Genomic DNA, 26,291 nt, shown 5'->3' with positions numbered 1-26,291 from the left:
TCGTGCCGGACGAACGGGCCGGCTGTGCAAAGCCGGCACTCCTGAGCGAACGAAACGGAGTGAGCGTAGAGGCCGAAGCGCCGTCCGAAGGGCCGCCCCGAGGGCGAGCGCAGCCCCCTTGGGGGGCAGCGAACGAAGTGAGCGTGGGGGCTCTCATATGGGCCGGTTCTCGTCCTTGTTCTCCGGCCGGTACTGCGGCAGCAGCAGCACGAAGCTGATCGGATGCCACAGCAGCGTCGCGATCAGCGCGCCGGCGAAGTATTCGAGGCCCGGAAACTCGGCGTCGCCGGCCAGCCGCACCAGCAGCATCACGCACTGCGCGCCGACCAGCATAGGCAGCACGTGCAGCGACTGGCGCAGCGGGCCGAACCACAGGATGCGGCGGGAGAAGGTGGTCGCCGCGTAGGCGAGCAGCACGTAGGCGAGCGCGTGCTGACCCATCAGGCTGCCGTAGCCGACGTCCATCACGACACCCATCACGAAGGCGCTGCCCATGCCGACGCGCAGCGGCTCGCGCACGCACCAGAAGCACAGCACCAGCGCCACCCAGTCGGGCAGCCAGAAGGCGCGGCCGAGCGGCATCAGGTTCAGCAGCAGGGCGACCAGCAACGACAGCCAGACGAACCACGGACGGACCGGGCGCAGGATGCGGCGCGAACTGAAGGAGGGCTGGTTCATTTCTTCGCCTCCTGCGGCGCGGCGGCGGCCGGCAGCACGCTGTCCGGCTGCACCGGCTTGCCGGGCGCCATGATGAGCACGGCCGAATGCGCCTCGACGCCGGCGATCGGCACGCAGAGGATGCGCACGAAGCCGCCTTCGCCGTCGCGGTCGACCGACTTCACGCGCGCCACCGGCAGACCGGGCACGAACACCCCGTCGAGGCCGGAGGTGACGATGCGGTCGCCCTCGCGCAGATCGACGTCGGCTGCCAGGTAGCGCAGTTCCAGCGTGCCGCTGCCGGCGCCGAACATGACCGCGCGCACGCCGGTGCGGGCGACCTGCACCGGCAGCGCCTGGTCCTTGTCGGAAATGAGGGTGACTTCGGCGTTGAGCGGATAGACGCGGGTGACCTGGCCGATCACGCCGACGTCGTCCACCACCGGACTGCCCGGCTCGATGCCGTGGGTGAGGCCCTTGTCTACGACGACGCGACGCGAGAACGGGTCGCGCACCGCGTAGATCACCTCGGCGACGCGCGCATCGACCTTCACCCGCTCGCGCATGTCGAGCAGCGCGCGCAGCCGGGTGTTCTCCTGGTCCAGCTGTTCCTGGCGCAGCCGTATCGTCGCCAGTTCGGTGTGTTCGCGCCTGAGCTGCGCGTTTTCCGCCTGCAGCCGGGCGAGGTCGGCGAAATATTCTCCGGCCGAACGGACGCCGGCCACCGGCATGCCGGCGGCGACCTGCAGCGGCGTGGTCACCACCGACAGCGCCTGGCGCACCAGTTCGAGGTAATGCAGCCGGTAGTCGACCACGATAAGCGTAAGCGAAGCGCTGGCCAGCAACACGAGGCGCACGAGCGGCGCCGGGCCGCGCCGGAAGAACGGCGGTGGGGAATGTCCGGCGACCGGTGAAGCCATGAATCAGGAAACCGTCACGAAGGTGCCGCGCACACCGCGCGGCGGGCGTCCCGCCGCGCCAGCGGCGAGGCGGGCGTGAGCAGGCGGGACGTCACGGGCTGGATCACTCGTTGGCGAAGATGCTGCCGAGCTGGTCCATCTTCTCCAGCGCGGTGCCGGAGCCGCGCACCACGCAGGTGAGCGGGTCGTCGGCCACCACCACCGGCAGGCCGGTCTCTTCCATCAGCAGACGGTAGAGGTCGCGCAGCAGCGCGCCGCCGCCGGTCAGCACCATGCCGCGCTCGGCGATGTCGGCGCCCAGTTCCGGCGGGGTCTGTTCGAGTGCGCTCTTCACCGCCGACACGATCTGGTTCAGCGGCTCGGTCAGCGCCTCGAGAATTTCGTTCGACGAAATGGTGAAGCTGCGCGGGATGCCTTCGGCCAAGTTGCGGCCCTTCACTTCCATCTCCTTCACCTCGGAGCCGGGGAAGGCGGAGCCGATTTCCTTCTTGATCGCCTCGGCGGTGGTTTCGCCGATCAGCATGCCGTAGTTGCGGCGGATGTAATTGATGATGGCTTCGTCGAACTTGTCGCCGCCGACGCGCACGCTGCCGGCGTACACCATGCCGCCGAGCGAGATCACGCCGACTTCGGTGGTGCCGCCGCCGATATCGACCACCATCGAGCCGGTCGCTTCCGACACCGGCAGACCGGCGCCGATCGCGGCCGCCATCGGTTCCTCGATCAGGTACACCTGGCTGGCGCCGGCACCGAGCGCCGATTCACGGATGGCACGGCGTTCGACCTGGGTGGAGCCGCAGGGCACGCAGATGATTATCCGCGGCGACGGCGAGAACAGCCGCGAGTCGTGCACCTTCTTGATGAACTGCTTGAGCATCTGCTCGGTCACCGTGAAGTCGGCGATCACGCCGTCCTTCATCGGCCGGATGGCAGTAATGTTGCCCGGCGTCTTGCCGAGCATCAGCTTGGCCTGCAGACCCACGGCCTGGATGGTTTTCTTGGCGTTGGGGCCGCCTTCGGTGCGGATGGCGACAACCGAAGGTTCGTCCAGCACGATGCCCTGGCCACGCACGTAGATCAGCGTGTTGGCGGTGCCGAGGTCGATGGCCAGATCATTGGAAAAATAGGAACGCAGGAAACCGAACATGGATGGTCTTATATGAAAGCGGCCGCTCAGCGGCCGGAACAGGAATCGGGTCGGGTGTGGTCAGCAGCGGTGTTGCGGCGGGCGACCCGGCGGCAGCTTTCGTCGGACCCGGGCCGCGAGTGGCGGCCGGACGTTCGGGCCAGCTGCCGGGCGGGCAGCCTGAATGGTTCATAATGATAACCCAACAGTGCATAAGCTCCTTGAACCGAAACATCTTTGCCTGCGGGTGCCCCGGCACCTGACACCCCGGATCTGCATTCCATGTCCCTGACCGACCAAGAAGTCCGCCACATTGCGAAGCTGGCGCGCATCGAACTGCCCGACGCAGAACTCGAACGCACGCGCAGCCACCTCAATTCCATGCTTGGCCTGATCGAGCAGCTGCAGGCCATCGACACCACCGGCGTCGAGCCGATGGCGCACGCCACCGAACTGGTGCTGCGCCTGCGCGAGGACCGCGTGACCGAAAGCGACCGCCGTGCCGCCTACCAGGCGGTGGCCCCGGCGGTCGAGGACGGCCTGTATCTCGTGCCCAAAGTCATCGAATGAGCGATCGTATGAGCAGCCCCGAAACCGTGAAGTCGCTGGCCGCGAAGCTGGCGGCAGGCGAAGCGTCGGCCGTCGAGCTGGCGCAGGACTACCTGGCGCGCATCCGCGCCGCCAACGCCGCGCTGAACGCCTATGTCGAACTGAACGACGAACAGACCCTGACCGAAGCCCGCGCCGCCGACGCGCTGCGCGCCGAAGGTCGGGCCGGCCTGCTGACCGGCGTGCCGATCGCGCACAAGGACATCTTCTGCCAGACCGGCTGGCACGCCCGCTGCGGCTCGAAGATGCTGGAAAGCTTCGCCGCGCCCTACGACGCCGGCCTGATCGAGCGCTCGCGCGCCGCCGGCCTGGTCACGCTGGGCCGCACGAATATGGACGAGTTCGCGATGGGCTCGACCAACGAATCGAGCTACTACGGCGCGGTGCGCAACCCGTGGAACACGGATCACGTGCCGGGCGGATCGAGCGGCGGATCGGCCGCGGCCATCGCCGCCGGCCTGGCGCCGGCCGCCAGCGGCACCGACACCGGCGGTTCGATCCGCCAGCCGGCTGCCTTCTGCGGCATCAGCGGCATCAAGCCGACCTACGGCATCGTGTCGCGCTGGGGCATGATCGCCTACGCCTCCAGCCTCGACCAGGGCGGTCCGATGGCGCGCACCGCCGAAGACTGCGCGCTGCTGCTGAACGCCTTCGCCGGCTTCGACGAACGCGACTCGACCAGCCTGCAGCGACCGGCCGAGGACTACACCCGCGCGCTGGCGCAGCCGCTGGCCGGCCTGCGCATCGGCGTACCGAAGGAATTCTTCGGCGACGGCATGTCGGCCGACGTGCGCGCCGCGGTCGAGGCCGCGCTCGCCACCTTCCGCACGCTGGGCGCGGTCACCGTCGAGGTGAGTCTGCCGCGCTCGGGCATGGCGGTGCCGGCCTACTACGTCATCGCGCCGGCGGAAGCCAGCTCCAACCTCAGCCGCTTCGACGGCGTGCGCTACGGTTACCGCGCCCCCGAGTACGGCAACCTCGACGACATGTACGCAAAGACGCGCGCTCAGGGTTTCGGCGCCGAGGTGAAGCGGCGCATCCTGATCGGCACCTATGTGCTGTCGCACGGCTACTACGACGCCTACTACCTGCAGGCGCAGAAGGTGCGCCGGCTGATCGCCGAAGATTACGAAGCGGCCTTCGCGCAGTGCGACCTCATCATGGGGCCGACCACGCCGAACACCGCCTACCGCATCGGCCAGAACGACGAAGACCCGCTGGCGATGTACCTCGGCGACATCTACACCACGTCGATCAATCTGGCCGGCCTGCCGGGCATGAGCATTCCCGCCGGCTTCGGCGCCGACGGCCTGCCGGTCGGCTTGCAGATCGTCGGCCGCTGGTTCGACGAGGCGCGCATGCTGGGCGCCGCCCACCAGTTCCAGCAGGCGACCGACTGGCACCTGCGCACACCGGAGAACTGACATGAAAAAAGCCCCCACGCTCACTGCGCTCGCTGCCCCCCGAGGGGGCTGCGCTCGCCCTTGGGGCGGCCCTGCGGGCGGCGCGACGCTCGTTTCATTGGCTGTGGTGAAGCTCAGTTCCTTCGGAACGGCCGTGCGGAACTGACACGATGCAGACATTCCGCTACAGCAGCACGCAGCTGCAACTGATACTCGACCAGGCCGGCATCTACATGTGCGCATGTCCGGCCCAGCTGGCGGCGCAGATGATGGAGCTGCGCACGCTGCACCAGTACCAGATGAACTGCATGAGCGAAATGCCTGACATGGCCGACAGCCATCGCACCATCGCCGACGCCGTTTTCCGCGCGCACGCGCTGCTCGAAGAGGCGCTCGACCGCGTGCTCGACATCGAGGGCTGGGACAAGACCTCGCTGAAGATGCCCGACGGTCTGCGCAAGAAGCGGGACGAACTGCTTTGACCTTTCGTTTCGCGCTGCCGCTGATCGCGGCGCTGGCGCTGCTTGCCGCTTGCGCCCCTCTGCAGCAGCCGCCGGCGCAACAGCGACCGCTGCCGCCGGCACAGACGCCGGAAGCGGGGCGTCCGAAGCCGCCGATCAAGAGCACCAAGCCGCTGCCGATTCCCGCGCGGCCGCTGCAGGCGAAGGCCGACTGCAGCTACCGCGACGACGTCGGCACCGAAGGCCGGCTGCAGCTGGAAGTGAAGAATTCGAAGGTCGAACGTTTCGCCTCCGACGTGAACATGGGCAGCAAGGGTCGCTGCAGCTTCGACCTGTCGGCTTTCCGGCAGACGAGTTTCGATCACACGCCCACGCTGGTCGCCGGTGCCTGCACCATCAGCATGTGGGAACAGAAGGACGAAGTGACCGTGTCCTACCGCAACTGCGCCGCGTACTGCACGCCCGGCGCACACGATTACCTGTGGCCCACGCTGGTGAGCCGCAGGACCGGCAACTGCCGGTAAAGCACAGAGAGAAAGCACCATGAGCAGAGCGAACTGGGAAGTCGTGATCGGTCTGGAAACACATACCCAGCTGAACACGGCCTCGAAAATCTTCTCCGGCAGCTCGACCGCCTTCGGCGCCGCGCCCAACGCGCAGGCCAGCCCGGTCGACCTGGCGCTGCCCGGCGTGCTGCCGGTGATGAACCGCGCCGCCGTCGAGCGCGCCATCCGCTTCGGCCTCGCCATCGGCGCCACCGTCGCACCGCGCTCGGTGTTCGCGCGCAAGAATTACTTCTACCCCGACCTGCCGAAGGGCTATCAGATCAGCCAGTACGAACTGCCGGTGGTGCAGGGCGGCACGCTGACGATACGTGTCGGCGAGGGTGACAAGGCTTACGAAAAAGTGGTGCGCCTCACCCGCGCCCACCTCGAAGAAGACGCCGGCAAGAGCCTGCACGAGGATTTCCATGGCATGTCGGGCATAGACCTGAACCGCGCCGGCACGCCGCTGCTGGAAATAGTCAGCGAGCCCGACATGTCGTCGAGCGCCGAGGCGGTGGCCTATGCGCGCGCGCTGCATGCGCTGGTGCGCTGGGTAGACATCTGCGACGGCAACATGCAGGAAGGCAGCTTCCGCTGCGACGCCAACGTGAGCGTGCGCCGCCCGGGCGAGCCGCTGGGCACCCGCCGCGAAATCAAGAACCTGAACAGCTTCCGCTTCCTGCAGCAGGCCATCGACTACGAGATCAACTGGCAGATCGAACAGATCGAGGACGGCCACAAGATCCAGCAGGCCACCGTGCTGTTCGACCCCGACACCGGCGAAACCCGCATGATGCGCAGCAAGGAAGACGCGCACGACTACCGCTACTTCCCCGACCCCGACCTGCCGCCGCTGGTGATCGCCGCCGAGTGGGTGGACGAGGTGCGCCGCGCGATGCCCGAACTGCCGGCCGCGCTGGCCGCGCGGCTGCAATCGGACTGCGGCCTGTCCGCCTACGACGCCGCCGGCATCACCGCCAGCCGTGAAACCGCCCAGTACTTCACCGACGCGCTCGCCATCGCCGGCGTTGCCCAGGCCACTCAGTTGGCTAAACCGCTCGCCAACTGGGTCATGGGCGAACTGGCCGCGCGCCTGAACCGCGAAGAGCGCGACATCGCGCAAAGCCCGGTCAGCCCGGCCCAGCTCGCCGGCCTGGTCGCCCGCATCGCCGACAACACGATCTCGAATAGCATTGCCAAGAAGGTGTTCGACGCGATGTGGAACGGCGAAGGCAAGGACGCCGACGCCATCATCGAGGCGCAGGGCCTGAAGCAGGTGACCGACGCCTCGGCCATCGAACCCATCATCGACGAAGTGCTCGCCGCCAACCCGAAATCGGTCGAGGAATACCGCGCCGGCAAGGAAAAGGCCTTCAACGCCCTGGTCGGCCAGGTGATGAAAGCCAGCCGCGGCAAAGCCAGCCCGGCTCAGGTCAATGAGCTGCTGAAGAAGAAGCTGGGAGGCTGAGGCGGTGCCCAGCGTTTGTCCCCGCCCGCATTGGCGGGTGAAGGTAGCGCTCGGCATCAGCGACGGCACACATCACGGGATGACGAAGAGGCGAGTTTCGCGAGGCTGAACGATGATGAACAACTTCGAGCCGAGGAGGGCTGGACACAACGGCATATCCCGGAGTAGGTATTCTTACTGCGTCGTCGGAGTGCCCAGATCCCGTAGGCGGCCCGCTGGCGATGCCAGATAAGCTCACCCCTGCCCAACGAAGCGCCCTCATGTCGCGCATTCGTTCGAAAGACACTAAGCCTGAGATGATCGTCCGCCGACTGCTTCACCGGATGGGCTACCGCTATGTCCTTCACGACAAACGGCTACCTGGAACGCCAGACCTTGTGTTTCCTGCGAGGCGCAAAGTCATATTCGTGCACGGATGCTTCTGGCATGGTCACACCTGCGGCAGAGGGTTCAAGCCGGTAACTAACGCCGAGTTCTGGCGCGCGAAGATCAAACGCAACCAAGAGCGCGACCGCGAGGCACGCCGCGAGCTCCGCCGGCTGGGCTGGGAGTCCCTTACGGTGTTCGAATGCACCTTAAAGCACCTTGAAATCACTCGCCTGACAGCGCTTCTCGTACGGTACCTAGGCGGCACGCACAGGGAGTGACGGACGCCCAGCAAGCCGCTAGACTCCGCACTGGTTAAAAAATCAGGACTCCCGATGGCTTATGACTTGACCGAGGAACAGCGCGACCGCTACCGCGAGACCTCCAGGCGGTCCCAGCTTCGGAAACAGGCCTTCCTGCGCGACCACGACCTGCGCCCATTTCAAGCTACGTTTGACGAAGCGGCTCGACTCGATCCCAATGACCTCATGCCGCTCGTCGAGCCCAACGGGTTAACGTGCCTGTCCCTGTTTTCGGGCGGCGGCGGTCTGGACCTAGGGTTCGAGCGCGCAGGCTTCTCGCATCTGGCTTCGATGGAGATCTTGGACATTTGTGGGGACACGCTGCGCGCCAATCGGCCTGCATGGAGAGTCCTCTCCGGTGAGATCGAAGGTGATGTTCGTGCGGCCGCGTTCACCCGTTTCCGCGGAGTGGACATCGTGCATGGCGGACCACCATGTCAGCCATTCTCCACCGCAGGCAAGCAAGGCGGAGCCACTGATCCGCGCAACATGTGGCCGGACTTCGTGCGGTGCGTGCTGCAAGCCCGGCCGCGTGCGTTCATCGCGGAGAATGTACCGGGCATGCTCGACGCCAAGTTCGCAGGCTTCGTGCGGCAGAACATTCTTGCCCCCTTGGAGCAGGACTACACCATCTTCAAGTTCAAACTGGCAGCGCATGAATTCGGCGTTCCGCAGGCGCGACGACGCGTGTTCTTCGTCGGGTTCCGCGCAGCACGCGACGCAGCCCGTTGGATCGTGCCGGAACCAACGCATGGGGAGCCCGGCTCGCTTTTCGGTCCGGTGCTTCCCTTCAACACTGCTCGCCGAAGCCTCGGCCTACCTGACACCGGGGTCGATGCAGTGGCTCCGACACTACGTTCCGGATTCACAGGTCCGCGGAAGACGACGGGCGTGCTCAACAGTAAGGCATCTTTGCGGACTTGGAACCAGCTAGAGATCTGGCCGAACGGTGTGCAGCCGACGGCAGCGGCCGCTCACGCCTACCCGCCGGAAAACGGGCATTACCGGATGTCTATAGAGGACTGCGCTCTACTTCAGGGGTTTCCATCCGATTGGAGAATCCGCGGGGCGGTCTACCAAGCACTTGGCCAAATTGGCAATAGCGTCTGCCCGCCTGTCGCTTATGCAGTTGCCAAGCAGGTCGCTCACGCGCTCGGAGCCACGTAAGTGCCGGTCCAAGATGACGCCCGAGAGCAGGAGCTTGTTCGGGAATTCAATCTGCGCTGGGATCCGGACCATCAGCGATCCGGAGTCGACGCCACCCTAGAGATTGAAGTGAGCGGTCGATGCCTACGCCTTGATGTGGAGGTTAAATCGACAACGCGCAAGGGTGTGTCCACGGCACGTGATGTTGGACTTGACCATATTCAACGTTGGCGGCGCATGTTCTTCGTGATCGGCACCTACGACAAGCGGGGTCATCGACTCGCCCTTCAAAATTCGATTTGCCTGACTCCGCTTGATATGGAAGGCTGGATTGCCGGGATCGAATCCTACATTGCGCCGGACTACCTGCTGGCACAAAGAGCATCTGCAAAGTTGGACCTGGCAGACCTGTTCACTATCTGTGGAAACCAAGCGACCTACTCGATTGAGGATGCCAAAAGGCTGCACAAGCGGCAATGGACGGCACAGCAATACAAGGACGCAGCGGACACCAAGGTGGGCGACGAACCTCGAATCTCGCAGCAGAGGATGCTGGAGATTCTCCGCTTGCGCTCGGCCTACATCGCGGAACGCGGAGCAACCCTCAATAACCCGCACATCCCGCTGACATACCTGGATCGATTTAAGGGCACAGACCGGATCATCACTCCAGGATCGTCTGCTGAGGCAATTCGCCGACTGGCACGGGAGTTCGTACTGGCAAATCCGGATCACCCGGCGCTGACTGAGGTCCCGCGGTAACGGCGTTTCTGGCGCGGCCGCATCGTTGAGGCAGTACGGTGCTCTCTACCAGGCTGAGAGAGACACCTCCCCGCCCTCACCCGTTCACATGCCGTTGTTATGATTCCGCATCGCCTCTCCGGAGCCCTGCGATGCCGCGATTCAAGACGCCCGACTACGGCCTGAAGCTCATCCCGGTCGATTTCGCACAGCAGGTGCTGCCCGGTAGTTTCGAGTTCTCGCTCTTCCATCTGGTCGACAACGACCTTGATCTCTCGACTTTGCGTGCCCGCTACGGCAACGACGCGGGCGGCGCCCCGGCCTTCGATCCTGCGGTGCTGCTCAAGATCGTGCTGCTCGGATACTCGCGCGGACTGATCAGCTCCCGATCCATCGCCACCGCCTGCCGCACCAACGTGCTGTTCATGGCCGTCTCCGGCGACAGTGCGCCGCACTTCACCACCGTCGCGCACTTCATCAGCAGTCTGGGCATTGAGGCCCAAGCGCTCTTCACCGAGGTGCTGCTGGTGTGCGACCGCGAAGGGCTGATCGGGCGCGAGTTCTTCGCCATCGACGGCGTGAAACTGCCGTCGAATGCCTCCAAGGCGAAGAGCGGCACGCGTGCCGATTTCGAACGCGAGGCGGCGAAGATGGAAGCGGCCGTGCAGCGCATGATCGGTGAGCAGAGGGCGCGCGCGGCGCGCACCCGCGAGCGGCTCGCCGACGAAGCGGCAAAGATCCGCGACTGGCTCGCGCGCACTCCGGACGACCGACGCGGCGCCAAGGGCGCGCTGCGCCTGTCGAATCGCACCGACAACGACTCGGCCAAGATGGCCACCGCCAAGGGCGTGATCCAGGGCTACACAGGGGTGGCGGTGGTCGATGCCGCCCACCAGATCGTGGTCGATGCGTAGGCGCACGGCACCGGGTCGGAACAGGAACTGCTGCTGCCGGTGATCGACGCAAGCAGCGTACAGCGCAAAGAGCACACCGCGATCTGCGCCGACGCGGGCTACCACTCCGAGAAGAACCTCGCCGAACTGGATCGGCGAAACATTCCTGCCTGGGTGTGCGACAACGGCTACCGGCAGCGCGACCCGAGATACGCTGAGCAGGCCAAGCACAAGGCAAAGCCCGACGCGCTGTGGGACAAGAGCGAGAAGGCGAAACGGGCGCGCGCTGCCGGCAAGACCCAGCCCTACGCCAACACCGACTTCACCGAAGCGCCGGACCGCGGCCACTGCCTCTGCCCTGCGGGCAAGCGGCTATATCGCAACGGCGGCGAATGCACGATCAACGGCTACGCCGCCACCAAATACACCGGCGCCGCGCGCGACTGCGTGCCGTGCGACCAACGCACCCGCTGCCTGCGCACACCGGAGACGACGAAGGTGCGACAGGTCGCCTTCTTCCGCGGCAAGCCAGGCCACACCGAATCACACACCGAGCGCATGAAGCGGCGCATCGATTCCATGGAAGGCAAACGGATGATCGCCGCGCGGTTTGCCACCGTAGAGCCCGTGTTCGGCAACCTGCGGCACAACAAACGGCTCACCCGCTTCACGCTGCGCGGGCGGGAGAAGGTGGATGGGCAATGGAAGCTGTATTGCCTGGTGCACAACATCGAAAAGCTCGGGCACCATGAATACGCGAATTAGGTAAGCTGACGGGCGAGGCCGACGCCATTTCGAGCACGCCCGGCAGCGGCCGGCGCTGCCGTCAGGGGACAACGCTGAAACGACGATCGCGAGACTGAAACGATGATGAACGACTTTGAGCCGGTGTGCGCCGGTCACAACCGCTTGCCCCGGAATGGGGCATTTCTACAGCGTCGTTAGGTGCTTGTATGCGTCGCACTGAAATTGACGAGGCTATTCTTTCCAATGTGAGCACCACATGGAAAAAGGTCGCTTTAGTTGTTGTGAAAGTCGCAAACGAAAGTGGCATTTCCTTTGCCGACGAAGACGACGACTTTGAAGTGGTCGCAAAACACATTGAGTTTTTAGTTGGAGAGGGCCGCCTGTTGGCACAAGGCAATCTTAAAAATTGGCGCTCTAGTGAAATCTGCAAATCAATGGGGGCTCAATGACCGCACCTAACATTCCGGTCAAGGCGCTCCCTTTGGTCGCTGGGACACGCGGCAAGCCGCGTGCCCCTTACCTAAAACGTTGGGCATCATGAAACCGACCGCCGAGTTAACTGTTGCACGCCAGGCAATTGCCGAAATTTCTGCTCGTTTTCCTTCTCTCCAAATGATTGAGGAACCCGAGGCTCCCGTCGAGCTAAGCATTCTTATGCCCGTCCAGCCTGGGCTTAATCACAAAGTGTGGCTTGCGCTTCAAAACAATGATGAACTGCATTTCTCTGTCGGGCATTTTTGGCTCGAGTGGTTCCCTTGCACAAAGCCATCGCGCGTAGCCGAATATATTGCCGCGGTCATTGGCTTTCTGTCGGGCGAATATCGTGTTCTAGAGCACTATCGCGGCGATCGTTGCGTGAGGGCAGAACTTCAAGCCCCAAGTGATAGTGGCTGGAAGACCGTTGGCACATGGAGCAACCTTCTCAGTTTTCTACCGTGGCGGCGCTCACTTCGCGAGGTATCTAATGCCCAACCCATCATTCCACAGGACCTTGCGCATAAAGCCGCGCAAGGCCGGTGAATGCAAACGTTAGGCCTTTAAGTTCCATGCATCGATTTATTGCATTTACCCTGCTTTGGTTTCTTTGCTCTGCTGCGGCAGCAGGCCAAGAAGTAGCTACTGGATCAACGCCCAACAGCACTGTCCACTTCTATCACGACGTCGGGCACATTAAGTGGACGCTCCCCAATGCAGATGACTTTATGTTTGGGGTTCCGCACTTCACTGTGGGCCCAAGAGTTCTCTGCACTCGCAAAATCGGAGTGGAGTGTGAAATTGAAGTCTCCGCTCGTCAGTTGTGGACCTCAATTGAAGACCGCCGAAGAGATTTGCTGAACAACGTGGGGGCCTACCTGCCTGACGCAGTGGAGCAATCCCCAAAAATCCAGAAAGTCGGTTCACCCTCTGTTGAGTACGTGGTACTGACGCACAAAAAAGACGGTGGAAAAATTGCGCTGGGGTTCGCTGCACACGGACCTTACGTCATTCGATTCAGGTTAGTTGGCCGAGATCCTGAGGGTCAAAAGCTATCAGAGGTGCTAGCGGTAATTCAATCAGCTGAAGCACTGAACCGGAATGAGTTCCTTGCATTCAAGCTGGCAGATGGAAAAGCCGCATGCGACAAGCTATCACCGGAGTCGAAGAGCGCTAACGACGCAGCCTATGCGAACTCGGCATACTCTCACGTCGACTATCGATCCTATTTTGTCAACGAGGCTGCCCCAGCACGCGGGCAAGCAGAGGTTGAAGCCAATCTGGCGAAGGTGCGGCAACAATACATTGAGCAAATTGCAGAATGGCCCAAAGAGAGTATTTTGTCTTTTTGCCAATCCTTCCCCGCTCAAGTTGAGAATGCGGAGCAGTAAATGAAGGTTCGCGCATCTCCCTTCAGCCTAACAGGTCGTTCAACGCGGACGCCACTACAGGCCATGCCTTCGGCATTCTCATGGCCTGTAGCGGTACCCTCCGCACTTCGTGCTCCGGCGCCGGTTAACTAGGGCGTTAGGCCGCAAATGCAGAAACATTGCTGCGACGCGATGCATATCCAAGCAGAGTTCTCCTGCGCAGTTCATTCAACACCTGAGTCCTGCCCAGACGCTCTTGTTGGCTACTCCGACCGCTTCCGTGAGTACGGGTTGCTCGTCCATGATGGAGGCGCGAGCTCCATATCAATTCGCTTCTGCCCGTGGTGCGGCTCCAAGCTGCCGGAATCGTTGCGGGATCGCTGGTTTGAAGAGCTTTCCACGCTTGGCTTCGACGATCCCTGGTCCCAGGAAATTCCGGAAGCGTTCCGAACGGGTGCTTGGTATCGTGCGGCCTAACCAGTCTCTCGAGCCGACTCGCGTCGGCAGGCCGCCGCTCGCGGCTCAGCTTCAACGTTCGGCGTCATGAATACTGCGCTCGGAATTTCGGTCCTCGCTCTCACTGTTGGGGTCTGGTTCTTCTTTGAGAAGCGACGAGTGGATACGCAGTTCGAAAACACGTTTCGTGGTCGGGAGTCGCTATCGGATGACGACTTCTATGCAGCGTTCTATCAAGACTCTGGCATATCTCGCGAGGTAGTAACCGGAGTTCGGCAAGTCCTTGCAGACGAACTCCAAGTTGATGTGTCCCGGATGATCCCCGGTGATGACTTCTCTCGTAACTTGCGGTTCCTCTTGGAGAGCGACTCTATGGTCGACGTTACCCTTGTCGAAGCACTTGAAAAGCGCTTCAGAATCGTGATCTCGGACAAGGAGGCGGAAGACACCAAAACTGTCCACGACGTCATCACTTTTGTGCACAGGAAGACGCTGTCCACATGACGCCGAACTAATCATTCCAGCGGATCGGCACAATGCTGCGCATTTCACCGACCGCTGAACTCAAACGTTGAGGCTGTAGAAAAACCCCTCCCCACCGTCACCCGTTCACATGCCGTTGTTATGATTCCGCATCGCCTCTACGGAGCCCCGCGATGCCGCGATTCAAGACACCCGACTACGGCCTGAAGTTGATCCCGGTCGATTTCGCGCAGCAGGTGCTGCCCGGCACCTTCGAGTTCGCACTCTGCCACCTGGTCGACAACGAACTCGATCTGTCTGCCCTGCGCGAGCGTTACACCAACGACGCAGGCGGCGCTCCGGCCTTCGATCCGGCCGTGCTGCTCAAGATCGTGCTGCTTGGTTACTCGCGCGGGCTGATCAGCTCCCGATCCATCGCCACTGCCTGCCGCACCAACGTGCTGTTCATGGCCGTCTCCGGCGATAGCGCGCCGCACTTCACAACCGTCGCGCACTTCGTCAGCAGTCTCGGCAATGAGGCCCAAGCGCTCTTCACCGAGGTGCTGCTGGTGTGCGACCGCGAAGGGCTGATCGGGCGCGAGCTCTTCGCCATCGACGGTGTGAAGCTGCCGTCGAACGCATCCAAGGCGAAGAGCGGCACCCGTGCCGATTTCGAGCGCGAGGCGGCGAAGATGGAAGCGGCCGTGCAGCGCATGATCTGTGAGCAGAAGGCGCGCGATGCCGCCGGCTGCGACGACGAGGCAGCCCGTGCGCAGCGCACCCGCGAAAGACTTTCAAGCGAAGCGGCAAAGATCCGAGACTGGCTTGCGCGCCACCCGGACGACCGACGCGGCGCCAAGGGCGCGGTTCGCCTCTCGAATCGTACCGACAACGAATCGGCCAAGATGGCCACCGCCAAGGGCGTGCTCCAGGGCTATACCGGCGTGGCCGCCGTCGATGCCGCCCACCAGATCGTGGTCAATGCGCAGGCGCACGGCACCGGATCGGAACAGGAACTGCTGCTGCCGGTGATCGACGCCTCTTCCGCTCAGCGCAGCCAGGACACCGCGATCTGCGCCGACGCGGGCTATCACTCCGAGAAGAACCTCGCCGAACTGGATAAGCGCGGCATTCCCGCGTGGGTGTGCGACAACGGCTACAGGCAGCGTGACCCCAGATACGCCGATCAGGCCAAGCACAAAGCGAAACCCGACACGCTGTGGGACAAGAGCGAGAAGGCGAAGGCAGCGCGCACCGCCGGCAAGAACAAGCCCTACGCCAACACCGACTTCACCGAAGCCGAGGACCGCAGCCACTGCCTGTGCCCAGCGGGCAAGCGCCTCTATCGCAACGGCGGTGAATGCACGATCAACGGCTACGCCGCCACCAAATACACCGGCGCCGCGCGCGACTGCGTGCCGTGCGAGCAGCGCAGCCGCTGCCTGCGCACGCCGGGCACAACGAAAGTGCGACAGGTCGCCTTCTTCCGCGGCAAGCGAGGCCCCACCGAATCACACACCGAGCGGATGAAGCGGCGCATCGATTCCACGGACGGCAAACGGATGATCGCTGCGCGGTTTGCCACCGTCGAGCCCGTGTTCGGCAACCTGCGGCACAACAAACGGCTCAGTCGCTTCACGCTGCGCGGGCGGGAGAAGGTGGATGGGCAGTGGAAGCTGTACTGCCTGGTGCACAACATCGAAAAGCTCGGGCACCATGGATACGCGAATTAGGTAAGCTGGCGGCAGAGACCGACGCCATTTCGAGCGCGTCGGGCAGCGGCCGGCGCTGACGTCAGGGGACGACGATGAAGCGAAGATCGAGAGACTGAAACGATGATGAACGACTTTGAGCCGGCGTGCGCCGGTCACAACCGCTTGCCCCGGAATGGGGTATTTCTACAGCGTCGTTAGGCATCTCGTGGGATCGTCCGACTACTTTGCTTTGCTTGCAGCTGGCCTGCCACTCGGTTTGCTGCTTCTTGCGGTCCTGAGCGGGAAGGGTCGCGAGGCCATTCGCGGCACGGTTACTCGTTGGTGTCTTTGGTTCGGCGCGCTATCTGCCGGAGTTCTTGGTCTGGCTGTACTTTTCGGCGTTGATCTTGTTCCAACTAAGGGCATCCTCGGCATGGTCTTTGTCGGCCTGCCGGCTCTCACGTCGGGTATGCTAATGTCTTTATTTGGTCGCCTGTTTCGGCGCACACCGTAGCCTCGTTGAACATGTATCACCCAAGGCACACGTACGTGAGCGCTTGCGAGGAGGGGCTGTTGCCGATGCCTAACCCTTTAGTCGAGCGGACCTACACGAAAAGCCGCGCAGGTCGCTCACTTCCACGTTAGCCCTATGACCCACACGCTCACTGTCACCGAAGAGGACGTGGTTTGCGCGCAAAGGCTGCATGCAACGCCTAGCGCTTCACTCTCCGTCCTTCTCGTAGCCGGCGCCGTCATCGTTGTCGTAGGAGCCTATGCGGAAGGCCGGTTGCCGGCTGGTGCGGCAATTGGCGCCTTAGCGGGAATGTTCGGTTGGCTGGCCATCTTATTTCTCATCATCATTCCCTACCGCGCAAAGCGTATATACCGCCAACAGAAGAACCTTCATCTGAAGCACAGGTTCTGGTGGGATAGAGAAATGGTCTTCTTCCGGTCGGAAGACAGCGAGGGCAAGATCCGGTGGTCCGACTTAACGAAGGTGAAGGAGAACCGAAAGATGCTCTTGCTGTATCACTCCGATACGCTTTTCAACATGGTTCCCAAGCATTGTTTCGCTGAGCACGAAGACCTTGAGGCGTTCAAATCATGCCTATCCGCTCTCCGCAAGGGCTAACCCGCCGCTCCAGGGGACGCCACGCAAGCTGCGCTTCCCGGTTCCCTCCGGCCTCCGGTCGCCCTGAGCTAGCACGTTAGCCCACATAAATGCACATCGCGCCCGAACCTGCTGCTCAAGACGTGATTTCGCTTTTGAAAGCGTGTGCCTTGCCGGTGGCCGATATCGCCGCTGGTTCCCCGGTTCAGTTCTTCGGCATCCGCTCTGCCGGCACGCTGGCGGCTGTAGTTGGCGTCGAACTCTATCCAACCGCTGCTTTGCTGCGCTCCCTTGCAGTTGAGCCATCCTTCCGTGGTCGCGGTTTCGCTCGCTCCCTGGTCAGGTTTGTCGAGTCATTTGCCGCATCCCAAGGTGTCGAGACTCTATTCCTCCTCACAACCACCGCTGAGCGCTTCTTTCTGGCGCTCGGCTATCTGCCTGTCTCGCGCGTTGCCGCACCAAAGGCTATTCAGGCCACATCGCAGTTCACAAGCCTCTGCCCCGCTTCTTCAGCATTCTTAGCCAAGCGTGTCGCCACTGCGGCCTGACACTCCAGCCAAACGGACCGCCAAACCCCCGCCTTTGGGTTGCCTCCATCCGCCTCGCACGGCGTCCGGTTACTTTCACCGTTGAACGTTACAGGTTCTTCGTATATCTGACGGGCAGTCCAAGTCGGCGTTACGCGCCCGAGCTGGCGACTGCAACGGTCAGCGAGAGTGGTGGCGGCAGCACTCCGAGTGCAAGTGAGTTCACCCCTTGTTGCGCCATGCCTTTGTGCTAGTGTTTCAAGGCGTTGGGCGCGGTAGGCCTTCGCAGGCGCCGCTGGCCCTGGTTCAGTTCAGATCAACTGTGGGGTGCAACGGCTTCGTCATGCACAACGTGCCTGCGCTAACGGCCTCGGCGCCGTCCAACACTGCGTTCGAACGGATGCCCAAAGCTGCGCTTTGGGTGCCCTGCGCGGCTCCGCCGCTCCGGCGACCGCACAACTACGGCGTTAGGCCTGTCATTCGCATCGTCATATCGTCCAAATGACCACTGCCATTGCGTTCTTGCCGCTTCTTCTTCTGCCTTTCCTCTATGCTCTCTTCGCGAAGGCCTCGGCCTTCCTTTATGGCAGGGCCCAGATAAGTTGGCTGCATTCGCTCATCTTTGGAGCTCTGCTCGTCTTCGCCGGCTTTGTGGGTGCACTTCTTCATCGCGCCGCTGGGAGCCCCCTGCCAATCTCACTGGCAGTTCTGTTGAGCTTCGCGCTTCTCGTCACCGTAGGTGGCTGGTACTTGGGTCCTAGGGCCAAATCAGCAATCGGCAGCCCGCTCCAATTCAAGGGTGGCGCAATACTCTCTTCTATCGTCTTCGGTCTGCTTGCGCTCTTTGGCATAGTGTTCGCCGTCCTTGTCCCGCTCCTGCTACATGCGCACCAGGCCTAACCCGGACTGGCCTGCGGCCAGCCCCTTACGTCGAACGCTATGGCGCTAATGCGTAGAGCAATTCCCGCAGCGTGGCATCAATATCGCCGCCGCAATGTCATCGCAACGCTCGGCCTTGTTGCAGGCATGCCCTGCACGGTCGCGCTAGCGATCCTGATCAAGCCGTCGAGCCCAGAGACAACGCAGTTTGCGTTTCCAATCGTCATGGTCGTATGGGCTCTACTTTGGGCTCGGTCTGCTTTTCGTATCGTCCGATGGCCTTGCCCGAGGTGTGGTCGCGCGTGGCTGTCATATCAAGAAGCAAACTTCGGCGCCGAGCGACGCTGCAGACAGTGCGGCTTGGGCCTCTATGAAGCGCCATAACATGGCGGTTGACCTCGCTCCCTTCGCGCGCCGGCCACCTCACGTTGGACATCGCAAGCAGCCCACTTTCACATCGCCGAATGAATAGATCTGATCCTCCCGAGAAGCCAAAAGTCAAGCAGCCGCCCGTACTCTTCGCCAAGACTCAAGCAGTCATCGAACGAGCTAGCAATTTGCTGGGCGGCCCCCTTATCACGTACTGGAACAATCCGAGAGGCTCTGTTTGCTCAAGTGATGTCGTCGCTCTCAGTGCAGTTCTTGAACGCCTAGGGAATCATGAGACGCTGTACTTGTTCATCAAGTCAGATGGCGGCAGCGGGCAGGTTTCGCTTCGAATGGTCAATCTCCTACGGCAGCACTGCAAGAATCTTGTTGCGTTGGTCCCGCTTGAATGCGCGTCCGCTGCCACGATGATCACCTTGGGGGCCAACAAAATTCTGATGGGGCCTACCGCGTATCTGACAGCCGTAGACACATCGCTGAATCACGCACTCTCACCGGTTGATCGCGACAACGATCGAGTCAGCGTCAGCCTGGACGAACTGAATCGAGTTATAGGTCGTTGGCGATCGGAACAGCCTGATCAAGCCGACAACGCTTACAAGAGCTTGTTTGCGTATGTGCATCCACTGGTTATCGGGGCGATCGATCGTGCCGAGTCACTTTCGATGATGCTTTGCCAGGAGCTGCTGGCGTATCACATTGAGAGCGAAGAGGTGGCGCATAAGATTGCGGCTACGCTCAATTCAAAGTACCCATCTCATAGCTACCCGATCCTGCTCAACGAAGCTGCAAAGATTGGGCTCAAGGCCGGTCCCATGCCATTAGAAGTCAATGCACTGCTCCTCGAGCTGAATCGGCTATACAGTGAAATGGGACAGAAGGCGACAACCGACTTTGACGAGATACGCGCCCATGGCAATGAAATACTGAACATTCTTGAGGGGAAGAATCTCCAAGTCTTCTACCAACACGACAAGGATTGGTTCTACCGTAGTGAAGAGCGACGGTGGATAACCATGAACGACAACAGTAGCTGGCGCCAGATTGAGAAGGCTGGCGGCAAGCTTAGACGTAGCATCATGCACATTGCGTAGCGCACCGAGCGATGCCTAACCCCTCGTTGCAGCCGACGGTCAACGGCATGGCGCGGCCTGCGGCTGAACTCGAACGTTGAACGTCACCGGTTCTTTGTTTTTCTCGCGGGCGGTCCGAGTCCGCGCGCAGCGCCCAAGTTGGCGACTGCCGCGGTCAGCGGTAGCAGTCGCTGCGCACGCCGCTCACGCGCCGGGCAGCCCCTTCTCGCGTCATGCGCGTGTGCTAGTTTTCTGAGGCATTGAGGGCGTAGGCCGTTGCAAGCGCCGCTGGCCTGCTTCAGTTCAGATCAACCGTAGGGCAAACGCTTCGTCACGCGCAACCTGCCTTCGCTGGCTCGGTGATCGCGGCATTGTGCTGTTACCCAGCGTCTACCGCCTGGACGATGAACTTGTCCCGGCCCAACCCACCTGTAAGACGGTGAGCGACCTCTTGCCGACGACGGCCGGACGCAATCACTTGCCCCGCGATGGGGCTTTTCTGTAGCGTCATCAGACTTTATCGGGCTCTCCGCGCATGAACCAGGACGAACTTAAAGCCGTGTTTGATCAGCAGGCTTCCGGCTATGAACAGCAGCAGCAGAAACTTGCGCCCGTTCACGAAGGCCTTCATTTTCAGCTTGAATGGATATTCTCCGGGCTGCCTGACAGCGCCCGGATACTGTGTGTTGGATTGGGCGCAGGTGCGGAGCTTTCCTACCTGGCCAAGAAGTTTCCGCACTGGCGCTTCACGGCCGTGGAGCCGTCCGGAGCGATGCTCGATGTCTGTCGCCAGAGAGCGGAGAAGGAGTCGTTCGCCTCGCGCTGCATGTTTCACGAAGGCTATCTGGAATCCTTGCCCGATATCGAGCCTCATGATGCAGCCACGTGCTTCATGGTGTCGCAGTTCTTTCTTGATCAGGACGAACGCGCCCGCTTCTTCCGCTCCATCGCTGCGAGGTTGCACCCGGGGGGCATTCTGGCCAGCGCGGATCTGTCGTCGGCGGTGGGCTCACCCGAGTACGACACCTTGCTGAAAGCCTGGGTCAGCATGCTCCACGCGGCCAAGGTGCCCGCTGACGCAATCGAGAAAACGCACGCGGCATGGGCGAAGGATGTGGCCATTCTTCCGCCGGGCGAGGTCGAGGCCATTATCGGACGCGGTGGCTTCAGCCGTCCTGTCCAGTTCTACCAGGCAGGTTTCGTCCATGCCTGGTGCGCACGGCGCTCGACGTGAAATGCCGTGCGACGGTCGTTTCCAGTCCGGTTGCCCTCGCCAGTTCGCGGCAACCGGACCGCGGGTGAACGGTAGCGTCGAGTCCCAAGAAGATCGCGCGCGGGTAACGGCGCCAGCGGCTTTTCGGCTTTCTTTCCGGCGGTAGTGTCCGATTGCAGCGCCGCGCCCACGCGGGCGCCACGCGTCGAGCCGTCCGTATCGACGAACGGTGTCAGGGGAGACACCAGATCAACTGCGCGGTAAGGTTCACCGCCATGCAGTGCCGCTGACCCAGGCACCCAAGGGGGGCACGGGCGCTCGCTGGGGCCTTCCGCGCTGTTTCTGACCCTGCGCGCGCTTATCGGTCGATGCACTGCCTTGCCCCTCCCCTCAATCGTCAGGCACTTTCCGCTCATTACGCCATGGCCAAGACCGCCGTCATTTCCGCAGTGGTCGCGACGGCAGTGACCGCCGCCGCGTTTCTGCTCAATCCTTCGCCCGAGCAGCACCGCGCGAAGATCAAGGAGGTCATCGCCGAACGCAGCCCGCTGGCCGGCGTGCTCGGCATCGGGGCACTGACGGCCTTCACGTCGACGTATCATCCCTTCGGCATCGCGTCCTACACGACGGTAAATGAACGCACGGTCTCGGTCGGCGCGCTGGGCATGGTGTTCGTGCTGGAGCCGAAGAAGGACGAATAGCGCGGCGCGCCGGCCACGCGACCCGCTCCCTGACGGAGGTCATCATGACGCCCGAAGCCCTCGTCGCCCTCACCCTTGCCGGCGCGTGCCTGATCCTGCTGTTCTGGCGCACCCTGCTCGAGCTGCTGGTCGTCTGTGCAGTCTTTGGTGGCCTGGGACTGATCTGGTCAGCCGACATGCCGCCCGTCTGGCTCAAGGGCGTACTCACCGTCGCACTGCTGGCGGTATCGGGCCTGATTGCCGAGAAGATCGGCCTGCGGATCGGCGAGCGCCCGCGGACGGGCCGCCGCGGGCGCAGCGTGTCAGCGGGCACCCCGGACTGCAAGCGCTGCGGCAACAGCGGCTCTGTGCTCTGCGGCATCTGCCATGGTTCGGGCGAGGGACCGGGCAGCGCCGGCCTGGTGCTCGGCCGGTACGTGCCCTGCACTTTCTGTAACGGCCGCGGCCGCACGCCATGCGGCTGCGGGCGCTGACGCCGATGGCGGCTCCGTGATGCCGCCGCCCTGATGACCGGACACGCCATGAAGAAATCGCTGCTCCTCGCGCTGACGCATACCCTGGCGGCCGCCATCGGCTTCGCGCTCGGCATCTACGCGCTGCCGATCCTGATCGCGCCGCCTGCGCCATCGGCCAAAGAGGTGGCCGCGCAGGGGACAGCGGCGCGCCATGAAGGCCACTTCCGTCGCGATCTGAAAGACAGCGATGCGCTGCACTGGGGCGAGGGCAAGGTGTCGATCGGCGCGGAGGCCATCGTGTTCGAGGGCGAGCTGGCGCCCGGCCCGGATTACAAGCTCTATCTGTCGCCGGAATTCGTCGAGACCGAAGCCGACTTCCTCCGGCTCAAGGCCCGCATGGTGAGGGTCGGCGACGTTCGCACCTTCCGCAACTTCGTCGTGCCAGTGCCCGCCTCGGTCAACCCGTCCGACTATTCATAGGTGATCGTATGGTGCGAAACCTTTAACCAGTTCATCACCGCCGCGCGCTACCGCTAGGGACGGGCCGTCGACAATCGGTGCCACTGGGCGCCATTCGCCGTGTCCCACCGGAAGCGGAACACTGAGGAAGGATGCCATGCACACCGCCGAGAACCTTCGCGTACACGCCGTCGCACCGACGACGGAAGTCTCCACCGCGCAGCGCCTGCCCTACTTCGTCGGCATTTCCGGCCAGACTGTCGGCGCACGCGGCCTGTCGATGCATCTGGTGGTGATTCCGCCGGGTGCGCGGTCGGCGCCGCATCTGCACCTCGGCTACGAAACCGGCATCTATGTGCTGGAGGGCGAGGTGCTCACGCGCTGGGGTGAATCGCTGGAGAACGAGGTGATCAGCCGGGCCGGCGAGTTCCTGTTCGTGCCGCCGGGTGTGCCGCACGAGGCGTTGAACCTGAGCGCGACGCAGCCGGCGCGCGCGGTGGTGGCGCGCAACGACCCGGCGGAGCAGGACAAGGTCCAGCCCTGGCCGCCCGCCTGATCGGGGGCGTGGCGGGCTTCACGGCAGCGCACGAGGGCGAGGGGCACACTGGCGCCGCCTTTCCGCCCCCTTACGGAGAACCGTCATGACCCTCTTCCCGCGCGCCCGCAACCAGACCCACTCGATGCAGGGCAATCACATCGCCGGCGTCGCCACGCCGGGCAATGGCGCGCGGCAGATCGAAATGTGGCGCGGTCGCATGGAAGCCGGCGCCGCGACCCCGCCGCACCGCCACAGCGGCGAAGAGGTGGTGCTCATCCTCAGCGGCAGCGGGCGGGCGACGGTGGACGGGCATGAGCTTCGTTACGCCGCTGGCGACACGCTCATCCTGCCGGCGCATGCGGTGCACCAGATCTTCGCGGAGAGCGACAGCGAATTCGTGTCGGCGATGCCGCTGGGCGACACGGTGGCGCTACCCGACGGCACGGTGATGAACCTGCCCTGGCGCGCCTGAACACGATGACCGCCGAACAGGCCGAGGCACTGCGCCAGTTGCTCGCCAGCCAGCCGGTGGCGGCGCTGGCGACGCTGCACGACGGCGAGCCGGCCGTTTCGATGGTGCCGTGGGCGCTGCGCGCCGATGGCTGCTTCGTCATCCACGTCAGCGCGCTGGCGAGCCACACCGCCGATATGCGCGCCCACCCCGAGGTCGCGCTGCTGATCACCGCGCCGCTGGCGGCCGGCGAGTCGCCGCTGGCGCTGCCGCGGCTTAGCGTGCGCGGGCGGGCCGAACCCTGCCTAGCCGGCGCGCCCGGCTATGACGACGCGCGCGCCGCCTATCTGGCGCGGCTGCCGGAGAGCGCGGAGCTGTTCTCCTTCGGCGACTTCTCGCTGTTCGCGATTTCAGTGCTGTCGGCGCGCTTCGTCGGCGGCTTCGCGCAGGCGCGCTCGCTTACTGCGGTGGGCTTTGCCGACATCGTCGCCGGTCGCGCCTGAAAGATTGTCGTCCGCCTGGCGGCGTGATGACGATATGCTTGTCGCACGACGCGCACAGTTCGATGGCGTCGCATCCGAAGGACGAGCTCAAGGAGGATGTCAGATGAAAAAGATGATTCTTGCGTTGATGGTGGCCACCAGCGGTGCGGCCAGCGCCGATGTCGTGGTCCCGGTCAGCGTGGTGGACGAGCAGGGCGTCGGCACGCCGGTCGGCAACGTGACGATTTCCGAAACGCGCTACGGCCTGGTGTTCACGCCGGCACTGCAGGGCCTGCCGCCCGGACTGCACGGCTTCCATGTGCACCAGAACCCGAGCTGCGAGCCGATGGACAAGGACGGCAAGAAGGTGCCGGCGCTGGCAGCCGGCGGCCACTACGATCCGGCGGGCAGCAACAAGCACGGCACGCCGTGGGGCGACGGCCACCTCGGCGATCTGCCGCCGCTCTACGTCGACGCGGCCGGCAACGCGACCAACCCGGTGCTCGCGCCGCGACTCAAAGCGGCCGACGTGGCCGGCCGCTCGCTGATGGTGCATGCCGGCGGCGACAACCACGCCGACCACCCGGCCCCGCTCGGTGGCGGCGGCGCCCGCGTGGCCTGCGGCGTGATCCGCTGAGCGGCATTGCCGCTTACTAAGTCGCAGCCCCGCTGCATGCGGCAGGGCTGCGACAGTTGACCAGGGGCGCCGCGACGCCGGATCGCGGATAATCCGGCATGACCTCCGCTGCTTCCCCCTCCCCCGACACCGCCTTCGACAGCCTGCCGCTGTCGCCCGACACCCTCGCCAACCTGCGCACGCTCGGTTTCGACGCGATGACGCCGGTGCAGGCCGCCGCGCTGCCGGTCGCGCTGGCCGGGCGCGACCTGATCGCGCAGGCGAAGACCGGCAGCGGCAAGACCGCCGCCTTCGCGCTGCCGCTGCTGGCCCGGCTGAACCCGCGCTGGTTCTCGCCGCAGGCGCTGGTGCTGTGCCCGACGCGCGAACTGGCCGACCAGGTGGCGAAGGAAATCCGCCGCCTGGCGCGCGGTACCGACAACATCAAGGTGCTCACGCTGTGCGGCGGCAGCAAGATCGGCCCGCAGGTCGACAGCCTGTCGCACGGCGCGCACGTCATCGTCGGCACGCCGGGCCGCATCATCGACCACCTGGAACGCGCCACGCTCGACCTGCGCGGCGTGAATACGCTGGTGCTCGACGAGGCCGACCGCATGCTCGACATGGGCTTCGTCGACGACATCACGCACGTCGCGCGCCAGTGCCCGCGCGAGCGGCAGACGCTGCTGTTCTCGGCCACCTTTCCGGATGGCATCGAGCGGCTGGCGGCGCAGTTCCTGCGCACGCCTGAGCGCATCGCGGTCGAGATGCAGCACGCCGAACACAAGATCCGCCAGCGCTTCTTCGAGGTCGACGAGGCGCAGCGACCGGAAGCGGTGCTGCGCCTGCTGCGCCATTACCGGCCGGTCAGCACCATCGCCTTCTGCAACACCAAGCGGCGCTGCCGCGAGGTGGTGGCAGCGCTGCGCGAAGCCGGCATCGAGGCGATCGAACTGTCGGGCGACCTGGAACAGCGCGATCGCGACCGCGCGCTGCTGCGCTTCGCCCAGCGCAGCGTGTCGGTGCTGGTGGCTACCGACGTCGCCGCGCGCGGGCTGGACATCGACGCGCTGGACGCGGTGATCAGCGTCGAACTGACGCCCGACCCCGAGGTGCACGTGCACCGCATCGGCCGCACCGGCCGCGGCGACGCCGAAGGTGCGGCCTGGGCGCTGGTCGCCCCGTTCGAAAAGGTGCGCGCGCAGCGCATCGAGGAAGCGCAGGGCCGGCCGCTGGAGTGGGGCACGCTGGCCGAACTCGAAGCGAGCAGCGACGCACCGCTGGTGCCGCCGATGGCCACGCTGCAGATACTGGGCGGCCGCAAGGAAAAGATGCGTCCCGGCGACGTGCTCGGCGCGCTCACCGCCTACGCCGGCTTCACCCGCGAACAGATCGGCCGCATCGACGTGACCGACTACCTTACCTTCGTCGCCGTCGATCGCAGCATCGCGAAGGAGGCAGTGCTGCGGCTGGATGGCGGCATGGTGAAGGGGCGGTACGTGAAGGTGAAGCTGGTGGAGGAATAAGCGGCCTCGGTCGCGACACAGCCGCTGCTGTCT

The 26,291-nt window shown here is 63.8% G+C and carries 29 protein-coding genes and 1 pseudogene; 27 read left to right on the top strand and 3 right to left on the bottom strand.

Annotated features, from left to right (window positions below; translation table 11 throughout):
• Positions 1 to 153 precede the first annotated feature (153 nt).
• The 3 genes from mreD to METRZ18153_RS0100425 form a co-directional block, all read right to left on the bottom strand.
• Positions 154 to 678 carry a rod shape-determining protein MreD gene (gene mreD, locus METRZ18153_RS0100435; RefSeq protein ID WP_020162878.1) on the bottom strand — a complete coding sequence of 175 codons (525 nt, stop codon included), beginning with the start codon at positions 676 to 678 and terminating at the stop codon, positions 154 to 156.
• A complete protein-coding gene (gene mreC, locus METRZ18153_RS0100430; RefSeq protein WP_020162877.1) occupies positions 675 to 1,577 on the bottom strand; it encodes a rod shape-determining protein MreC in 903 nt (300 codons plus the stop codon). The genes mreD and mreC overlap by 4 nt, the downstream gene beginning before the upstream one ends.
• Positions 1,578 to 1,680: 103 nt before the next feature.
• Complete coding sequence (locus tag METRZ18153_RS0100425; protein ID WP_019915967.1) at positions 1,681 to 2,724, bottom strand: rod shape-determining protein; 1,044 nt, start codon at positions 2,722 to 2,724, stop codon at positions 1,681 to 1,683.
• Positions 2,725 to 2,985: 261 nt separating this feature from the next.
• Here METRZ18153_RS0100425 and gatC point away from each other — a divergent pair, with 261 nt between their 5' ends.
• The 27 genes and pseudogenes from gatC (at position 2,986) to dbpA (ending at position 26,258) form a co-directional block, all read left to right on the top strand.
• Positions 2,986 to 3,273 carry an Asp-tRNA(Asn)/Glu-tRNA(Gln) amidotransferase subunit GatC gene (gene gatC / locus METRZ18153_RS0100420; RefSeq protein ID WP_020162876.1) on the top strand — a complete coding sequence of 96 codons (288 nt, stop codon included), beginning with the start codon at positions 2,986 to 2,988 and terminating at the stop codon, positions 3,271 to 3,273.
• An 8-nt stretch (positions 3,274 to 3,281) separates the two neighbouring features.
• A complete protein-coding gene (gene gatA, locus METRZ18153_RS0100415) occupies positions 3,282 to 4,736 on the top strand; it encodes an Asp-tRNA(Asn)/Glu-tRNA(Gln) amidotransferase subunit GatA (protein WP_020162875.1) in 1,455 nt (484 codons plus the stop codon).
• A 149-nt stretch (positions 4,737 to 4,885) separates the two neighbouring features.
• The gene (locus METRZ18153_RS0100410; RefSeq protein ID WP_020162874.1) at positions 4,886 to 5,197 is read left to right on the top strand and encodes a hypothetical protein; all 312 of its coding nucleotides are present in this window, start codon (positions 4,886 to 4,888) and stop codon (positions 5,195 to 5,197) included.
• Complete coding sequence (locus METRZ18153_RS0100405; RefSeq protein ID WP_020162873.1) at positions 5,194 to 5,700, top strand: hypothetical protein; 507 nt, start codon at positions 5,194 to 5,196, stop codon at positions 5,698 to 5,700. The genes METRZ18153_RS0100410 and METRZ18153_RS0100405 overlap by 4 nt, the downstream gene beginning before the upstream one ends.
• Positions 5,701 to 5,719: 19 nt before the next feature.
• On the top strand, positions 5,720 to 7,189 hold the full coding sequence (gene gatB, locus METRZ18153_RS0100400; protein WP_020162872.1) for an Asp-tRNA(Asn)/Glu-tRNA(Gln) amidotransferase subunit GatB: 1,470 nt from the start codon (positions 5,720 to 5,722) through the stop codon (positions 7,187 to 7,189).
• A gap of 221 nt (positions 7,190 to 7,410) precedes the next feature.
• On the top strand, positions 7,411 to 7,836 hold the full coding sequence (locus METRZ18153_RS0100395; protein WP_020162871.1) for a very short patch repair endonuclease: 426 nt from the start codon (positions 7,411 to 7,413) through the stop codon (positions 7,834 to 7,836).
• A gap of 54 nt (positions 7,837 to 7,890) precedes the next feature.
• Positions 7,891 to 9,024, top strand: a complete 1,134-nt coding sequence (locus tag METRZ18153_RS0100390) for a DNA cytosine methyltransferase (protein ID WP_020162870.1) — start codon at positions 7,891 to 7,893, stop codon at positions 9,022 to 9,024.
• A complete protein-coding gene (locus METRZ18153_RS19865; RefSeq protein WP_043363698.1) occupies positions 9,025 to 9,765 on the top strand; it encodes a hypothetical protein in 741 nt (246 codons plus the stop codon).
• 131 nt (positions 9,766 to 9,896) lie between these two features.
• Positions 9,897 to 11,402 (top strand): annotated as a pseudogene (locus tag METRZ18153_RS21315) (transposase).
• Between the two features lie 188 nt (positions 11,403 to 11,590).
• Positions 11,591 to 11,833: a DUF3658 domain-containing protein gene (locus METRZ18153_RS20735; protein ID WP_157257170.1), complete on the top strand. Its 243-nt coding sequence runs from the start codon at positions 11,591 to 11,593 to the stop codon at positions 11,831 to 11,833.
• A gap of 88 nt (positions 11,834 to 11,921) precedes the next feature.
• Complete coding sequence (locus tag METRZ18153_RS20730; RefSeq protein WP_157257169.1) at positions 11,922 to 12,404, top strand: hypothetical protein; 483 nt, start codon at positions 11,922 to 11,924, stop codon at positions 12,402 to 12,404.
• Between the two features lie 26 nt (positions 12,405 to 12,430).
• Positions 12,431 to 13,249, top strand: coding sequence for a hypothetical protein (locus tag METRZ18153_RS20725; RefSeq protein ID WP_157257168.1), 819 nt, complete (start codon positions 12,431 to 12,433; stop codon positions 13,247 to 13,249).
• Positions 13,250 to 13,396: 147 nt separating this feature from the next.
• Positions 13,397 to 13,705, top strand: coding sequence for a DUF6980 family protein (locus METRZ18153_RS21260; protein WP_081629047.1), 309 nt, complete (start codon positions 13,397 to 13,399; stop codon positions 13,703 to 13,705).
• A gap of 66 nt (positions 13,706 to 13,771) precedes the next feature.
• Positions 13,772 to 14,188, top strand: a complete 417-nt coding sequence (locus METRZ18153_RS0100375; protein ID WP_020162866.1) for an acyl carrier protein — start codon at positions 13,772 to 13,774, stop codon at positions 14,186 to 14,188.
• 152 nt (positions 14,189 to 14,340) lie between these two features.
• Positions 14,341 to 15,879 (top strand): transposase, encoded by a 1,539-nt coding sequence (locus METRZ18153_RS0100370; protein WP_020162865.1) that lies wholly within the window; start codon positions 14,341 to 14,343, stop codon positions 15,877 to 15,879.
• 610 nt (positions 15,880 to 16,489) lie between these two features.
• Complete coding sequence (locus METRZ18153_RS0100365) at positions 16,490 to 16,972, top strand: YcxB family protein (protein WP_020162864.1); 483 nt, start codon at positions 16,490 to 16,492, stop codon at positions 16,970 to 16,972.
• Between the two features lie 89 nt (positions 16,973 to 17,061).
• A complete protein-coding gene (gene arsN2, locus METRZ18153_RS20430) occupies positions 17,062 to 17,499 on the top strand; it encodes an arsenic resistance N-acetyltransferase ArsN2 (protein WP_081629046.1) in 438 nt (145 codons plus the stop codon).
• Between the two features lie 1,322 nt (positions 17,500 to 18,821).
• Positions 18,822 to 19,838 carry an SDH family Clp fold serine proteinase gene (locus METRZ18153_RS0100355; protein WP_029143455.1) on the top strand — a complete coding sequence of 339 codons (1,017 nt, stop codon included), beginning with the start codon at positions 18,822 to 18,824 and terminating at the stop codon, positions 19,836 to 19,838.
• Between the two features lie 514 nt (positions 19,839 to 20,352).
• Positions 20,353 to 21,051, top strand: coding sequence for a class I SAM-dependent methyltransferase (locus METRZ18153_RS0100350; protein ID WP_020162861.1), 699 nt, complete (start codon positions 20,353 to 20,355; stop codon positions 21,049 to 21,051).
• Positions 21,052 to 21,452: 401 nt separating this feature from the next.
• The gene (locus METRZ18153_RS0100345; protein ID WP_020162860.1) at positions 21,453 to 21,731 is read left to right on the top strand and encodes a hypothetical protein; all 279 of its coding nucleotides are present in this window, start codon (positions 21,453 to 21,455) and stop codon (positions 21,729 to 21,731) included.
• A 44-nt stretch (positions 21,732 to 21,775) separates the two neighbouring features.
• Positions 21,776 to 22,204 (top strand): hypothetical protein, encoded by a 429-nt coding sequence (locus METRZ18153_RS0100340; protein ID WP_020162859.1) that lies wholly within the window; start codon positions 21,776 to 21,778, stop codon positions 22,202 to 22,204.
• 48 nt (positions 22,205 to 22,252) lie between these two features.
• Positions 22,253 to 22,666 (top strand): DM13 domain-containing protein, encoded by a 414-nt coding sequence (locus METRZ18153_RS19855; RefSeq protein ID WP_020162858.1) that lies wholly within the window; start codon positions 22,253 to 22,255, stop codon positions 22,664 to 22,666.
• Between the two features lie 136 nt (positions 22,667 to 22,802).
• On the top strand, positions 22,803 to 23,201 hold the full coding sequence (locus METRZ18153_RS0100330; protein WP_020162857.1) for a cupin domain-containing protein: 399 nt from the start codon (positions 22,803 to 22,805) through the stop codon (positions 23,199 to 23,201).
• Between the two features lie 85 nt (positions 23,202 to 23,286).
• Positions 23,287 to 23,655 (top strand): cupin domain-containing protein, encoded by a 369-nt coding sequence (locus METRZ18153_RS0100325; protein ID WP_020162856.1) that lies wholly within the window; start codon positions 23,287 to 23,289, stop codon positions 23,653 to 23,655.
• A 5-nt stretch (positions 23,656 to 23,660) separates the two neighbouring features.
• Positions 23,661 to 24,137 (top strand): HugZ family pyridoxamine 5'-phosphate oxidase, encoded by a 477-nt coding sequence (locus METRZ18153_RS0100320; protein ID WP_020162855.1) that lies wholly within the window; start codon positions 23,661 to 23,663, stop codon positions 24,135 to 24,137.
• 103 nt (positions 24,138 to 24,240) lie between these two features.
• Positions 24,241 to 24,753 (top strand): superoxide dismutase family protein, encoded by a 513-nt coding sequence (gene sodC, locus METRZ18153_RS0100315; protein ID WP_020162854.1) that lies wholly within the window; start codon positions 24,241 to 24,243, stop codon positions 24,751 to 24,753.
• Positions 24,754 to 24,851: 98 nt separating this feature from the next.
• A complete protein-coding gene (gene dbpA / locus METRZ18153_RS0100310) occupies positions 24,852 to 26,258 on the top strand; it encodes an ATP-dependent RNA helicase DbpA (RefSeq protein ID WP_020162853.1) in 1,407 nt (468 codons plus the stop codon).
• Positions 26,259 to 26,291: the final 33 nt, after the last annotated feature.

This window comes from Methyloversatilis discipulorum (assembly GCF_000385375.1).
In the GTDB taxonomy this organism is placed as follows: Bacteria; Pseudomonadota; Gammaproteobacteria; order Burkholderiales; family Rhodocyclaceae; genus Methyloversatilis; species Methyloversatilis discipulorum_A.
The sequence above is the reverse complement of the archived record's forward strand: the minus strand, read 5'-3'. Positions and strand labels throughout refer to the sequence as shown.